Annotated in this window: 11 protein-coding genes and 1 pseudogene; 4 read left to right on the plus strand and 8 right to left on the minus strand. The window is 43.5% G+C overall.

Annotated elements, in window-relative coordinates; all coding sequences use genetic code 11:
• Positions 1–274 precede the first annotated feature (274 nt).
• Positions 275–1,012, plus strand: coding sequence for an EAL domain-containing protein (locus ITG10_RS23100; RefSeq protein WP_017631161.1), 738 nt, complete (start codon positions 275–277; stop codon positions 1,010–1,012).
• A 180-nt stretch (positions 1,013–1,192) separates the two neighbouring features.
• Here ITG10_RS23100 and ITG10_RS23105 read toward each other — a convergent pair.
• The 4 genes and pseudogenes from ITG10_RS23105 to ITG10_RS23120 all read right to left on the minus strand — a co-directional run bounded on the left by ITG10_RS23105 (position 1,193) and on the right by ITG10_RS23120 (position 7,721).
• A pseudogene (locus ITG10_RS23105) lies at positions 1,193–2,382 on the minus strand (ISL3 family transposase).
• 139 nt (positions 2,383–2,521) lie between these two features.
• Positions 2,522–5,581, minus strand: coding sequence for an efflux RND transporter permease subunit (locus ITG10_RS23110; RefSeq protein WP_017631437.1), 3,060 nt, complete (start codon positions 5,579–5,581; stop codon positions 2,522–2,524).
• The gene (locus tag ITG10_RS23115; protein WP_017631436.1) at positions 5,578–6,633 is read right to left on the minus strand and encodes an efflux RND transporter periplasmic adaptor subunit; all 1,056 of its coding nucleotides are present in this window, start codon (positions 6,631–6,633) and stop codon (positions 5,578–5,580) included. The genes ITG10_RS23110 and ITG10_RS23115 overlap by 4 nt, the downstream gene beginning before the upstream one ends.
• The gene (locus ITG10_RS23120) at positions 6,633–7,721 is read right to left on the minus strand and encodes an efflux RND transporter periplasmic adaptor subunit (protein WP_017631435.1); all 1,089 of its coding nucleotides are present in this window, start codon (positions 7,719–7,721) and stop codon (positions 6,633–6,635) included. The genes ITG10_RS23115 and ITG10_RS23120 overlap by 1 nt, the downstream gene beginning before the upstream one ends.
• Before the next feature lie 150 nt (positions 7,722–7,871).
• Here ITG10_RS23120 and ITG10_RS23125 point away from each other — a divergent pair, with 150 nt between their 5' ends.
• Positions 7,872–8,612 (plus strand): TetR/AcrR family transcriptional regulator, encoded by a 741-nt coding sequence (locus ITG10_RS23125; RefSeq protein ID WP_017631434.1) that lies wholly within the window; start codon positions 7,872–7,874, stop codon positions 8,610–8,612.
• Between the two features lie 123 nt (positions 8,613–8,735).
• Here ITG10_RS23125 and ITG10_RS23130 read toward each other — a convergent pair whose 3' ends face one another.
• The 3 genes from ITG10_RS23130 to ITG10_RS26390 all read right to left on the minus strand — a co-directional run bounded on the left by ITG10_RS23130 (position 8,736) and on the right by ITG10_RS26390 (position 10,977).
• Positions 8,736–10,007, minus strand: a complete 1,272-nt coding sequence (locus ITG10_RS23130; protein WP_017630385.1) for a DEAD/DEAH box helicase — start codon at positions 10,005–10,007, stop codon at positions 8,736–8,738.
• 57 nt (positions 10,008–10,064) lie between these two features.
• The gene (locus ITG10_RS23135; RefSeq protein WP_017630386.1) at positions 10,065–10,676 is read right to left on the minus strand and encodes an ACP phosphodiesterase; all 612 of its coding nucleotides are present in this window, start codon (positions 10,674–10,676) and stop codon (positions 10,065–10,067) included.
• Positions 10,677–10,848: 172 nt separating this feature from the next.
• On the minus strand, positions 10,849–10,977 hold the full coding sequence (locus ITG10_RS26390) for a hypothetical protein (RefSeq protein ID WP_017059831.1): 129 nt from the start codon (positions 10,975–10,977) through the stop codon (positions 10,849–10,851).
• Between the two features lie 447 nt (positions 10,978–11,424).
• Here ITG10_RS26390 and ITG10_RS23140 point away from each other — a divergent pair, with 447 nt between their 5' ends.
• Positions 11,425–12,648 carry an aromatic amino acid transport family protein gene (locus ITG10_RS23140; RefSeq protein WP_017630387.1) on the plus strand — a complete coding sequence of 408 codons (1,224 nt, stop codon included), beginning with the start codon at positions 11,425–11,427 and terminating at the stop codon, positions 12,646–12,648.
• Positions 12,649–12,796: 148 nt separating this feature from the next.
• Positions 12,797–14,221, plus strand: a complete 1,425-nt coding sequence (locus ITG10_RS23145; RefSeq protein WP_017630388.1) for a methyl-accepting chemotaxis protein — start codon at positions 12,797–12,799, stop codon at positions 14,219–14,221.
• A 434-nt stretch (positions 14,222–14,655) separates the two neighbouring features.
• On the opposite strand, the gene ITG10_RS23150 is transcribed toward ITG10_RS23145, so the two are convergent.
• Complete coding sequence (locus ITG10_RS23150; RefSeq protein WP_017630390.1) at positions 14,656–15,381, minus strand: HAD-IA family hydrolase; 726 nt, start codon at positions 15,379–15,381, stop codon at positions 14,656–14,658.
• Positions 15,382–15,665: the final 284 nt, after the last annotated feature.

The raw sequence follows: 15,665 nt of genomic DNA on the forward strand, positions 1-15,665 counted from the left end.
ACTCAGCCATTAAATTCACAGCAACTATCAAACCTAGTGAATGATAAGTTAAATTAATGGTTAATATCATTTATCATGCTGATTTTTCGTTAATTATATTTATTTAAATATTGACCCTGCAAATGAGTTTTTATTAATTGACAATTTACTAACACCTGTCAATATTGTGACAGCCATGACGTATATTTTCGTCATTGAATAAACACCTTTATTAGCGACTATGATTTTATCAGACAGAAGTGAATTTATTAGCTGTATATCTGTGGATGCCGATATGCAGTTTATTGCGAAATATCAAGACCTAACACTGCGAAGTGTCTACCAACCTATATTTGACGACTCAATGACTCAGATAGGCGTAGAGGCTTTGGTGCGTATTTCGAATAGCAAAGGGGATACTGTTCGTCCTGATCACTTCTTCCATTCCGATGACACCTCATGCACAGATAAGATCAATGTAGAGAGACTCAGTCGCGCTATCCACATTCGTAACTTCGCACAGTCAACTATCCGTCATTTGCATCTATTCTTGAACGTTCTTCCAAACGTTGGTGAGCTGTTTGCTGCAGAAAAGGTCAGTGACAGCCTTCTGGCAAAACGTCTTCATGAGTTGAACCTTTCATGTGAGCAGATCGTGATGGAGTTGGTAGAGCTGAATGCCGAAAGTGAAGAGCGCTTGAAAGATGCAGCCCTCTCTCTTGCGGAGAATGGTTTTCAGATCGCGGTCGATGATTTCGGAACGCAAGCATCAACAGAACAACGCGTACGCCACATCAACCCTCATATCATTAAGATCGATCGCTCAGTAATGTTAAATTTTGAGCAAGGTGACACACGAGAAATGGAATTAGTTCTAGAGCTCGCGAAGCAAATTGGCGCTAAGACTGTCATCGAAGGTATTGAAACAGAGCATCAACTTGCGGCAATGCAAAGCTTAGGCTTCGACATGTATCAAGGCTACCACCTTGCTATGCCTAAGCCGATTGAGTTGGATATCCGTTTAGCAATCTAAAACCGCCCCTACTCTTCCTAAAGCCGCTGGCCATTGGTTAGCGGCTTTTTAATACCTGCCATTTAACACACTCCTTTGTTAACGAAGATGTTTATCTGTGTAGCAATCTTCACATCGCTTTCATGCATACAGATATTTACTTAAACCAGTGTTGTCCTAAATTTCAAGCATAAAAAAGGTTCATCGCGGCTTTCCGGGGAAAGCCGCTTTTATCTTCAAGAAGAAGTAGTCTGTATCTCGATATCCATACCCCATTCGCTTGATTAACTTTATTTTGTTGTTTATCCCTTCCAATGTGCAGGTGTTGAGCGGATAAGTTGCCGATGCAATAATACCGTGAAGATAAGGCCTCAGTTTTCGTGCAAACTCTTTCAATGGCTTAATTCCACTCTCTTGCACTTGTGCCCACCATACCTCCCAGAGCCCCTTAGCATGGCTTCTGATTTACAGTACCAAAGCTCTTTGAGTTGTGAGCCGAGTATATAAGTGGCCATCAAGTCCTTATTGATATTCAATATTTCAGTAAGATAGCTATCTTGTCGTGCATTTAAATTACCTCTGTTTTTCAGCGGTACCCAGCGTGAGCGCTTCACCCATTGCCTCGCTTTTTATCCTGCTTGAGTTTGTTAGCTTGGTCGACTCTGACTCTATCCATCACCTCACGACCGAACTTAGCAACAACATGGAATAAGTCGTAAACGATTTTTGCATTCGGGCAGTGCGCTTGAACTTCAAGGTCAAAAGCCGTATTCATGTCCATTGCGACCGCTTCGATATTGTTACCATGCTTGCCTAACTGCTCGAAAAACGGTCGTATGTCCTTGCGGCTACGACCTAACCCTATCCAAATGACTTGGTGAGTCTTAGCATCAGCGATGACTGTGGCATATCGGTGCCCTTTAAAGATGGCGAGCTCGTCCATGACGAGTTGCCTTAGCCCTTCCCATTTCACTGACGGTACCACTTGGCGAAGTCGACGTTTATCTATCTCTTTAATGGTGTGCCAATGAACGCTCGTTAACTGGGAGATATGCTTAATGGGAAGAAGAGGCAGTAGTTGTTCTATATAGCTTTTAGACGCGTCGTTATACGAGCATAAGGCTCTAACCAAGATAGAAACTCTGTTTTATGCCGCAGTCACGACACTTGATCCTTCGAGTTTGAACGGAAAGCTCAACAGGAACATTGAACAACATGGCCTCTTTCACATGACGCCATTGATACTCATGGATAGCCTCAGCTTCAAGACCGCAAAGGCATTTAGCCTCAGAATTAGGTTTAAGAGTTAGTGTAACAAGTGATGCTGTCTGGTGAGACTTTACTATTTTAAAGCCTTCCCAGAATGAAGATAGGAAAGTATGATTCGGCATGAAAACGGTAGTTTGTGTATGATTTTTGTTTGGCGTACCGTTTTTTTGTTTTTAGTTCCCGCTAATCCGCGATGAACCATAAAAAAGCCCAGTCAAAAATGACTGGGCTGGCTTAAAAGAATCTGTTTTATATCAATCCCTAATAACCCGCAGTGGACGGTTTGATTCTATATAGAATAGCGAACATCACTGGTACTACTATTAGCGTTAGTACTGTAGCAAAGCCTAAGCCTGCCATGATGGTAATCGCCATCGAGCCGAAAAATGCATCGAATACCAAAGGAATCATACCCAAGATAGTCGTTAGTGCTGCCATAGATACCGGACGTACACGACTAATCGCACTGTCGACAACCGCCAAATATGGGTCTTTACCTGTTGATAGCTCACTGTTGATCTGGTCAAGCAGTACGATACCGTTCTTCAAAATCATGCCGCTTAGACTCAATAAGCCTAGGAACGCCGTGAAGCTGAATGGCATATTAGTACCTAACAGACCAATTGAAACACCAATGATAGAGAGTGGAACCGTAAACCAAATCACAAGCGGCTTACGAACCGAGTTAAACAGAAGCATAGTGATGATAAACATCAGCAAGTAACCCATTGGCAGTGAGCCAAACAGAGATTCCTGCGCATCTTTAGAGCTTTCGTACTCACCGCCCCAGCTAATGCTGTAGCCTTCTGGTAAATCTAATGCTTCTACCTTTGGTTTCACACGAGCAAACAAACTCGCTGGCGTTTCATCACCAAGAACATCGTGGTCAGCCAATACCGTTAGCGTACGTTTTCTGTCACGACGCTGAATCAGTGGCTCAGACCATTGAAGCTCTACGCCATCAATCACTTGCTCTACCGGGATGTAAGTTTGTAGCGATGGGCTCCAAATCTTCACATTGTTTAGCGATTCGAAATCAAAACGCTCTTCTTCCGGTAAACGCGCCACGATAGGTAACATATGAGTACCATCACGCAGTAGGCCGATGTTGTAACCACCAAACGCCATCTGTAGCGTCTCGGACAAATCAGTTTTTGAAATGCCTAGGCGACGAGCCTTAGATTCGTTGAACAGCGGTACAAGTTCTTTAGTGCGTTCACGCCAGTCGTGACGAACATTTCGAGAGCCTGGATCAGCAAGTAAGATGTCTTCGACTTCAACTGCAATGTTACGCAGTACCTGTGGATCGGCACCGATAATACGCGCTTCAATTTTTGAAGCTGGTGACGGGCCAAACTCAATCAACTTGAACTGGAACGTTGGTTGTTCAAATTCGTTCGCTAAGTCGTTGTCTAACGCCGCTAGAGCCTTAAACATAGTGTCACGGTCAGTCGTTCTTACTTGTAACTGGGCGTACGCTTCGTAACTTTTCTCTGGTTGATATGTCAGAGCGAAACGCTGCATGCCCTGCCCAACCGTTGTCGTTACAAACTCCACGTCGTCTTGTTGACGAATGTAGCTTTCAACCTTTTCAGTCTGCTTGATGGTTTCACGAACATCGGTACCTTCTGGCATCCACATGTCGACGTAAAACATTGGCGTGTTTGATGGCGGGAAGAACTGTTGCTTCACCATACCAAAACCAACAATCGAAGCAGCTAGCAAAGCAATCATGCTCACTACCGTTAACCATCTGAAGCGCAATGCGAATTTCAGAGACGCGCCGAATACAACAAACAGAATGCCTTTGTATGGGTCTTCGTTCGCATCAACCTTGTCTTCTTCTTTCAGCATCATTTCTGCAAGGAACGGAGTCAGTGTGAGTGCCGTAACCCAGCTTAAGAACAATGAGAAACACAGTACCCAGAACAGTGAACCCATGAACTCGCCTGTCGCGTCTTTCGACAAACCAATCGGCGCAAAGGCTGTGATAGCGATAATGGTTGCGCCCAATAGTGGCCATTGTGTTTGTGTCACAATGTCTTTTGCTGCTTGAAGTTTGGTCTTACCTTTCTTCAAGCCAACCAGAATACCTTCAACGACAACAATCGCATTATCCACCAGCATACCCAGCGCGATAATCAGCGCACCCAGTGAGATACGGTGCAGTTCGACATCGTTGTAGTCCATCAGGATGAAGGTACCGAACACCGTCAATAGAAGAACCAAACCGATGATCAAACCACTGCGTAAGCCCATTGCGAACAACAGTACAATGATAACGATGGCTACCGCTTCAACTAGGCTGATTAAGAAGTCAGCCACAGATTTGTCTACTTCTTGCGCTTGATTGTAGAAGTAGTTCAGCTCAACACCCGCTGGTTTAATACTTTCTAGGCGATCAAGTTCCGCATCCAGTGCTTGACCAATCTCAACCACGTTTACGCCAGAAGAGAACGCAATACCTAAGTTGATTGCTGGTTTACCGTTGTACGTTAATACATTGCCTGGCTTTTCTTGAATACCGCGAGTCACTTCAGCGACATCTTTCAAGCGAATCAGGTTACCCGTATCGCGACCGTGAATGATCAGGTTTTCTAGTTCTTCAACTGTGCTTAATGTGCCGTTTGGCTTGATCGTTAGGCTTTGACCATTCAGCATAACCTCGCCTGCCGATACCACACTGTTCTGTTGTGCTAACAGTGACGTAACCGTCGACATGTCTAGGTTCAATGCGGCTAAGCGTTCCAGTGACATCTCAACAAACAGTTGTTCTTGTTGGTCACCTGCAATGCTTACTTTGCCGACACCGTCGACCAGTTCGATTTCACGTGTTAGGTAATCTGCGTACTGTTTTAGCTCAACGTAGTCGTAGCCATCACCGGTCAGCATGATCATCACACCGAATACATCACCGAAATCATCAATGATCTGAACGGAATTCACACCACTTGGTAGTTTTGGCTGTAGATCGTTGATCTTACGGCGCATTTCATCCCAGATTTGTGGCAGCTCGTCCGGACCGTAGTCCATCTTCATGCTGACCATAATTTGAGACATACCATTCGATGAGGTCGATGTGATCTTATCGATATAAGGGAGCTGCCTTATCTCTTTTTCAAGCGGGTAAGTCAGTTCTTCTTCAACTTCCATAGACGTAGCGCCAGGGTAAGTTGAAATAATCATTGCATCTTTAATGGTAAAAGCTGGATCTTCTAAACGGGATAGATTACCAAAAGACGTCACACCGCCAATGGCTAAAATGACTAGAAACAGCCAGCTGATTACTTTGTTCTTTATTGAATATTCTGCGATGTTCATTCTGCTTTTCCTGACAATTGGATTCCGTCACGGAGTTTTCTTAGATTCGAATTTACGAGTAGCTCACCTTGCTCAACACCATGAGCGATAAGTGCGCCTTGGCCGCTGATCTTGTCGACTTCCACTTCGCTTTTAAATGCTTGGCCGTCTTCCATTTTCCACACGTAAAATTGGTTCGTTTCAGCGCCTGCTTGTAGTGTCGTCATCGGCAACTGGTAGCCTTGAACATCACTTAGGCCTGCTTTTGCCATGTCGACATTTACTGTAACGCTCGTACCCGGCAGAATTTCACTTTCAGGTTGTTGCATCTGCATCCAAAACTCGTATGTACGTGATTGTGGGTGCAGTTCACTGGTGTGCTCTAGGTACGTAAGCGGATATTCTCCAGAGTGACCACCAAAGGTCGCTTCAGGACGGTAGCTACTTGAACGCATGTCAGGGCTGATCGACGCTAAGATCGAATCGGACACTTGGATTCGTACGTAGACCTTATCGTTCTGATACAAGCTAAGAAGCGTTTCGCCCGGTGTCGTGTTTTCAAAGCGCTGCTTATCAACCGTTGAAACCGTGCCTGAAAATGGTACTAGCAACTCTGTGTAGCTCAGCTTGCGTTGTGCTGCAGCCAAATTAGCCGATGCCAATTTGTAGTTAGCGGTTAGTTGGTCGTGTTCCGATTGCGACAACATCTTGCTACCAAACATCTCAGTACCACGAGACAATTGCTTGCTCGCCAATTCAAACTGAGATTGAGCGTCTGTTAGATCTTGTTTGTATGTCGCGTTGTCTAGGGTCGCCAGTAGCTGACCTTTTTCGACCTTGTCACCCGCTTCAACCAATACTTGCTGAATTTCACCAGCAAGCTTAAATGCCAACGGTGTCAGTTCTGCAGGCATCACCTGTCCGTTAAAACTTCTGAATTGATCAGTAAGTGGTGCGCCAACTTCAAAGGTTGAAACCAAAAGTGAAGGCTGTTCACGGTGGTCTGTTTCGTTATTACAAGCTTGAAGTAATAACGCAGATGCAACCACAACTGATAATTTGGAAAGGTTCATTAAATACCGCCCTCACGTAACCAAGCTTTTACTTGCTGTCCATCTGATAACACATCTACACCTGCTTCTACGATTAGGTCGCCAGAAGAAAGGCCATCAATCACCTTGCCTTGTTCATCAAGGGTGACTTGTACTTTAGAAATCAATTGTGACTCTGGGTTGTAGCGCCACAGTTCACCGTGGTCTGCTTCTTTGCTTAACCAAGCTGAATCAACAATCCCGATACCGTAGTCGGATTTGTTTTTCTGAACTTCCACTTGCGCTGTCATGCCAGAAAGCAGATTGATGTCTTCAGGCTTTTCGATAGACACAACCGCTTGATAGCTGTTGGTATCTTCATCTGGCTGAGTTGAAATCTCTTTAAAGCGCGTTGGGATACGAATGCCGCGGTGGCTATCCATCACAACCCACATGTTTGAGCTTGTTAGATCTTGAATTGAACGGTCTTCAAGCTTTGATACCGGAATAGAGAAAGTCACATCCATTTCGCTGTGATTCAAAATGTTAAGTACCGGCTGCTTTTCTGCGATCAATTGATATTGCTTACCAAACACCATCGATACCACGCCATCGAATGGAGCAACTAATGTGGTGTAACCAAGGTTTGTTTTTGCTTGGTCCAACTCAACTTCAGCGGCAGTAAAGGTGTTTACGGCTTGGTCGTAGTAATCCGTGCTCACAAGCTTCTTTGAGTACAATTCAGACGCTTGCTTATATTGGCTGTTCGCCAGATCAAATTTTGCTTGTGCTGCATCAACTGCAATACGGTAATCCGTCGCATCTAACACGGCGAGTACTTGCCCTTTCTTCACTTCTTGTCCCATGCGAACAGAGAAAGTTTCAATATCTCCACCCACATTGAAAGAAAGCGCAGCACGGTCGGTCGCATCCACTTTTGCGATAAAACTATCAAGCTCAATATCTGTCTGTTGAGGGATCTCAAACAGCTTTACTGGCTTAACAACTCGAACGGTTTCTTCTGACTGAACCTTATTACATCCGGTCAAAGAGCCTGCGAGTAATAGTGCGGCAAACGCCACGCCTATCTGCTTACTCGTCTTGGCTTGAATAGACAACTTGGATTGCATGATGCTTCTCCATTTAATTATTATGATTTATTACACAGGTGGGCAGTATATTGAAAATTTTAGATTCCACAAGCTTTACTTTCCACCTGTGCAGTATTTTTTATTTCAGTAAAAACAGTGTAGAATGTGGTAATCAGGTAAATGTGTGAAATGAAGATGACTGAAAAGAAACAAGGTAGAAGAAGCGCGAAAGACGCTGAAGAAACTCGATTTCAAATTATGGCGGTTGCAGCGGATATGTTTTGTGACTGTGGCTATGACCGTGTATCACTGCGAAACATCAGTGAAAAAGCTGGGGTATCCCATAGCCTAATCCGCCACCACTTTGGTAGTAAAGAAAAGATATGGCATGCAATAAGTGATTGTTTACATGACTATTTTCAGTCTTACATCGGTAAGATTGTTGAAGAGTTGCCAAAAGGTATTGCACCGAACATCTCTATCTATTTATTTAGTATGCGTCTTTTCACCAACATGATTCATTCACGCAGACCAATGCAGCTAATTTCAGATTCTGTTCGACAAGAAGACAACTTGGTTGATTATTTTATCGACAACGTTGGTGATGTTGAGAAAGAAATTAATGAACTAGCAAAACAATATAACGACGTTAATCCAGACAATCTGATCAATATTTACGAAGTTAAATGGCAAATGATCATTTACGCTAACGCTGCGGTCTGTTTAACCCCGTTCATGGAAAGCACATGGAACGAAGGTGACATGAAAACTTCACCTGAAGAATCCCTACTCAAGCATTGGCAACTCTTCAACTCACAAATGGTTAGTAAGTTTCGAATCGAGGATGAGTGGGTACTTAATCCAACTGCACTAGAAGAGCTGATTTACGAAGTACCTTGTGTGTGGAAGTGCAATCAAGAACATCATTAATCCGATGCTTTTGTTTGCCCTGCCCATAAATTAATTTACTTGATATAAAAAAGCGCCGTTACAGAATCAACTGTAACGGCGCTTTTTAGTATCTTATATATTGTAGATCTTTAATCTGGCTGATTAACGACGAGCTTTGCCACGATTTTGGTGGATCTTAAGTTTCGCTTTCATCTTACGTTTTTCTGACGAACGACTCTTGCTGCGGCCACTGCGATCAGGTGCAAGATCTTTTTCAAGGCTTGGTTCAAAGCCGTCTAACCACTCTTGAGGCAGGCGCGTATCCAGTAGTCGCTCAATGTCACCCAATAGGTAAGCTTCGTCTTGGCTCATCAATGAAATTGCCAAACCGCTGTTACCGGCACGACCTGTACGACCAATACGGTGAACGTAGTCTTCCGCTTTAAATGGCATATCGTAGTTCACAACTTGTTCCAACTGCTGAATATCGATACCACGCGCTGCAACGTCCGTTGCGATCAACGCTCGCACTTTGCCTGACTTGAAATCATCCAGTGCTTTTTGGCGCGCACCTTGGCTCTTATCGCCATTGATTGATGCCGCTTTAATGCCATCTAGTTTAAGCTCTTTTACTAGCGCATCGGTACCCTGCTTAGTTTTAGTGAATACCAGCACTTGTTGCCAGTTCTTTGAACCGATCAAGTAAGCCAGAAGTTCACTCTTACGCGATTTATCAACCGGATAAACCATCTGAGTCACAGTGTCAGCCGTGCTGTTTTTCGGCGTCACTTGAATTTCACTTGGCGATTTCATCATGCGGTACGCAATCGCTTTAATTTTGGTATCGAACGTTGCTGAGAAGAACAAGGTTTGGCGAACTTCATTCATACGCGAAAGAATGCGCTTGATGTCTGGCATAAAGCCCATATCCAACATGCGGTCAGCTTCGTCCAGTACCAATACTTCCGTTTGGCTTAACATGATGTTCTTAGTGAACATGTGGTCAATCAAGCGGCCAGGTGTCGCGACTAAGATATCTGCACCACCACGTAATTTGTCGGTTTGAACCTTCATGCTAACACCGCCGTACGCTACAACCACTTTAATGTCAGTGCCCTTCGCGTAGCTCGTGAGGTTATCAAATACCTGCTGTGCCAGTTCACGTGTTGGTACTAATACCAATGCACGAACTAACTTAGGGTTTGGAATTACGTTGTCTTTAGTTTCGATTAATCTTTGGATAATCGGTAAACCAAACGCAGCCGTTTTACCGGTACCTGTTTGAGCACCCGCCAGTACATCTTTGCCTTCTAATACCAATGGAATCGCTTGTTCTTGAACACTGGTTGGAGCCGTAAAGTTAAGCTCTGATAGCGTAGCAAGAAGGTGCTCAGACAATCCTAGTTGGTTAAAAGATTTAGTAGTTTCAGACATAGTATGATGCTCAAAGATTAAATAGGCGCGGATTGTAGCAAACCTGCATTACGCTGTTTACCTTTCCTTTTGATTTTTCTTCAATTGAAGTGCATTAAATTGGTTTGCTTCTTCTAAAACACTCGGATACAACTCATTAAAGTGACACTGCAACGTATCATAGAGACGTTCGAGGTCTTCATAGCAAGATTTAAGCATCCCTAGCTTTGGCCGTCTCAAAGCCATTCGTTGCAATACCATTTCTATGGATGACATCTCTTGATAGCTCTCTAACCACCTCTGCTCAGCCATTTTCTGGTGAACAGTAATGAAGTGCTCAGGCCAATGTGGCTCTTGGTGCTCAAAGATCTGCTGATGGCTGTCACAGCAAAAATGCTCAAGTGATTGTGTCGAGAACTGAGCCCAATGATTAGCCAAGCAATGATCCCAAAATACATCGAGTGCAATAGGCGCAAAGCGTTTTGTTTGGTCTGAAAAGAGAGATTTTGCAGAACGAGACACATCATGTCGGTCAGTATAGCTATCGACAAATCGATGAAGTCTAATGCCATCAGAAAGTGAGTCTGAATAGAATTTATTTGGGTCGCCTTTAACGAAGTCACCTAACAGGTTACCTGCTAAGTTGCTGTTACAGTGCTGTGCGATGTGAAGGTGTGCGAGAAAGTTCATTGAACCTCATTAAAGTGTCGAGAACTAAGTAACATGGTAAACGTACTCGTTTATCTTCGCGAACTTTAATGAGGATAGTTTTGGTATGACGTGTGAGCGAATGAGATTTGCTCAGTCTAAGAATTGTCTATTTTGAGAACATTGAACTCTAAAATCTTAACTAAGGAAAACCCTAGTTAGAAGATTTGAACAGTTCTTCTGCTAATTGTTTAACTGTCTGTTCATAGTCAGACAAGTCAATGCCAATTTCCATAGCATCTAACAACTCAAGACTTTCGTCATTATAAGATTGGTCACTCATTGTGCCCCCTCTATTCCTTGGTGTGGACATGATGTCCTGTTAACTAGTGCACCATCTTGGACTTATATTATGTCACTTTGATGAACGCACTCTACTCTACCCATTCCATATTTATAGCTTGAAGCTACTCGCGATCATTAACGCTTGTTTACGTTAAAGGGGTATACGCGAACGACATATGTACTGCCACCTTACACCAAGTACAACAAATTACTCTACAAATTTTGAAGCCGATCATGGTCAAACGTTTGCTTTGGTTATTTTAATGCTATCCGCACCATTCGGTGTAAATATAAATTTACAGTGGATATTTTTAATTACATTAAGCGTTGCATTTGGAATTAAACTCAATCAGAATACTTCAAAATCGAGATATTCTTTGGGTTTATGCACTTAAGCTAGAGGAATAACAATGAAAACACACCTTAATGTAAAGAATTATATACAATGAATAAATCAAAGGTTTTTGGTAGTACTTTGATCATTGCAGGCACAACCATTGGTGCTGGCATGCTCGCTCTTCCACTTGCTTCTGCAGGTATTGGCTTTTCAACTTCACTTGTCTTGATGCTGGGTTTGTGGGCGTTAATGGCTTTTACGGCTCTATTAATGGTAGAGCTTCACCAGTTCGCAGAATCTGATGCTACCCTACACACGTTAGCTCACACCATTTTAGGGACAAAAGGAAAGTGGATTGCGAGCTTCGCGGTAATGTTTCTTTTCTACGCTCTGTGTGCGGCATACATAGCAGGTGGCGGTGCGCAATTTAACCAACGAATTTCGGATATCGCGGGTATCGAACTCAATGGTCAAATCACCACGCTTATATTTACGCTATTGGTAGCCGGCGTTGTTACAATTGGTACCCACAGTGTTGATAAAGTTAACCGCGTCTTGTTTGGCTTAAAGCTAATCGCAATGCTGCTGGTACTCAGCTTTCTAGCACCAAACATTTCATCTCAGTACCTAATGAGTATGCCTTTACAGCAAGGCCTGATTGTTGCAGCGATCCCAGTTGTGTTCACCTCTTTTGGTTTCCACGGCAGCATCCCATCGATCGTTCGATACCTAGATGGCGATGTTCGTTCTTTGCGCAAGGTAATGATTATTGGCTCGGCACTGCCTTTGGTTATCTACGTTTTCTGGCAAAGTGTTACTTTGGGTGTGATTAGCCAAGAGCAATTGTTGTCTGATACAAGCTTAGGTGCGCTATTAGTTTCATTGTCGCAAACCGTTCATCAGTCGAACTTAAGCGTTATCGTCGGTGTGTTCGCGGACCTTGCACTACTTACATCGTTCATTGGTGTGAGCTTGGGCTTATTTGAATTCATGGGCGACTCACTGAGCAAGAAACTCGGCAACGCAAAACGTGTAAAAACAGCCGCTATCACGTTCTTACCGCCACTTGGTTTTGCCCTGTTCTATCCACAAGGCTTTATTATGGCGTTAGGCTATGCTGCGATTGCACTTTCAGTACTCGCGATTCTTCTACCAACAGTGATGGTCTATAAGGTTCGTTACACCGGTTTCTCTGTAAAGCCGCAATCAGAAGAAGCCAATTACCAAGTGTTAGGCGGCAGCAAAGCGTTGTTTTTAGCGGGTAGCGTTGGCATTTTTATCATTGCTATTCAAATTCTTATTTCAGTAGGATTACTGCCTTCTTTGGGCTAATAAACCCATAGAGAATAAAAATACTTGATTGAGATCTCATAAACGATATGTTGCTATCATTAATTTTCACAATTAGTCGATTGAAGTCACATTTTTATTGAGGTCGGTTATTTAGAGTCCACGGTAAAGGATTTACCGTGGAGTTTTTATGAAAGAAGTACAATTTCGAACGATAGACAAACTGTTTATCAAAATGTCGATCAACGACAAGTTTTGTGTCATTTTCTTGATCTTTTTTGCCGCTGTGGCAAGCCTCGCTGGCCTCAACTACGTCAACAAAATGGAACACATTGACGCAAGCGCGAAACAACAGGTCGAATATCAACTGCAAGGCATTTTATCAGCATCAGATTCCCCTGTATCTGTTCGCTCTGTTAGCCAGCAAACACGTCCTCAACAAACCACAATTTCCAACAATGGTTCGGTAACAGCCACGGCAATGGCCCAGGATGGCAACTACTACTCACTTACCGTTACAACTAACGATATAAAGAATCAAAAACAGCAAGCACTGTACACTTTACTCCTTAGCTTTTTATGGTGTGTGCCTTTTGGGCTCTTCTGTTACTGGGTCGCAACTTTCTTAGGCGGCGCACTATGGGTTCTTTACTCCACGACTCAAAAGATTGGCGACGGTGATTTAACGTCACGCCTTGGCTTCCACCCTGGTCGCGATGAGTTTGGCACAATTGGTTGTGCTCTCGACCGTTCAATGGACACGCTCAGTGAGTTAGTCAACAACGTCAACTACAGCGCAGCGACGCTAAGTGAAACATCGGCTTCTTTCGAAACAGAGATGAAGCGCAGCGAAACACAAATCATGAGCCAGAACGCGTCTCTCGACTCTGTAGCGACAGCAATGGATCAGATGACAGCGTCAGCCAATGAAGTCTCTAACATCTCTGCACGTTCAACAGAACAGACAGAGCAAGATGCTCAACAAATTAACGATAGCCATGCGAAGGTTCAACAAGCAATTTCAGAGATCACTACCCTTTCTTCTTTGATTGAGCAAACCTCATCTTCAGTGACTAGCTTGAATGTAAACACGAGCCAAATTAACGAAGTCATCACGACGATCAACGCTATTTCAGAACAAACTAACCTACTTGCATTGAATGCAGCGATTGAAGCGGCTCGTGCAGGCGAACAAGGTCGTGGGTTTGCTGTCGTTGCGGATGAAGTACGTACGCTTGCAAGTCGCACTCAGTCGGCTACGGTTGAAATCCAAGCGATGATTGAGCGCTTACAGCAAGAGAGCCAAAATATTGCGAAGATCACCGAACAAACGGTTGATCAAGCGCAAACCAGTAGCCAGTTGATTTCAAACATTGGTCACGACGTAAACTCGATTGCAGATTCTGCTCAAGCGCTGATGGACATGAGTATCCAGATTGCTACATCGGCTGATGAGCAAAGCAACGTAGCCAATACCATTGCAGCAGAACTTAACGATATTCGCAGTCAATCTGATGTGATTAAAGAGGTAGCTCAAAACTCTTCAAATGGTGTATCTAAGCTAACGGAAGCGTCAGTGTCGCTATCACAAACTTTGTCTAGATACCGAACTTAAGGCTCAAGCGATAACGTTCAAAGCCTACGTTAATGTGGCTTACATTTAACGTGAATAGAAACCAAACTAATAAGGACTCTCATGAGTCCTTTTTTATTGGAATGGGTTGATAACATTACAAAAATCATGGTCACTAACGATGAGATTATCATTACCATGAAGCAAGTCGCAAAGGAGAGATTAAGAAGTGTCAAAACTGTCTAATAATCGAGCTTAGGAGTAATCTACTTAAACGGGTCTTATTTTCGCTTACCCTCTTGCTGCAGGTGGACACATAATGAATAAAACAAAAGCACCAAACACCGACGACATCACATGCCCTTTATGCCAACACGACGAATATCTGCTTTCAGAAAGCGGTGAGAAGTTTACTTGCGCATCATGTGGTTTCCACACCAAACAATTTAGTAAAGTAGTCAGCCTTCAATTAGGCACTAACCCACCAAAGCTGCAGAGTTCGGTATACCACCACTTGAGCAGTGCTTGCCATTAATCCAAACCGAAATTTCTTCCAAACTGTAGATATCCTGAGCCGTTAGCTCTGCTGAGTCGGCTTCTGGATCTACAAGTGATTCATCAATGCTTGGGCGCAATCTGAACGATTGAATGCCTGCTCGAACGCCCGCCTCTATTCCCTTCAAAGTATCATCCACATAGATGCACTCATTGGGTAAAAAGCCCATGTTCATTGCAGTGTACATGATTAAGTCTGGCTCTGGCTTCCAGCTGTTTGCATCAAATGCCGAAAACACTTTGCCTTTAAAATCGTCGAGCATGCCGGTCATCGCTAATGAGGATTCAACTCGAGATTTGGGTGCATTAGAAGCAATACAAAACTCGATGTCTTCACCCTTAAGGAATTCAATCAGCTCTATCGCGCCATCCATCGGTTTCAAGTGGCGTTGGAACAAGGCTTCAAGTTCAGTGCGATATAGTGGCTCGAGTGTATCAATCGAAATAGACAGGCCTAAACGTTCTTGAGTATCCATTAAGATGTCGGCCAACTTACCACCTTGAAAGTGTGCATAGCAGTCGTTCACGTTTAACTCAGCCCCAAAGCCAGTAAATACATTCACTAAGGCTTGGCAACACAGCTTCTCGCTATCGATAAGTGTCCCGTCACAATCGAAAATTACACATTTAGTCTGTTCTAACCGCATAGCTCTCTCACTCCCATTGAATCCAAGCTTTATCCTATAGGGTTATGAAAGTAGTCGGGATGATTAAGGTAACACTTTACCGAGACTTGCTTATTTCTCTTCGCGAAATATGCAGTAGATCACCTTATGGTTCAAGATAAGCAACAGTTTTTACCGAATTGGTGAGGAATGCGCAGCACCAAATACTGCTTGGTTTACAAAAACCGCAAATGAACAGTTAAAAATATAAATTTACACGGGATAATTTCAATAAGGTTGAGAGAGATAATGCGTTAAGTAGCTTC

The sequence above is a fragment of the Vibrio sp. ED004 genome (assembly GCF_023206395.1).
In the GTDB taxonomy this organism is placed as follows: Bacteria; Pseudomonadota; Gammaproteobacteria; order Enterobacterales; family Vibrionaceae; genus Vibrio.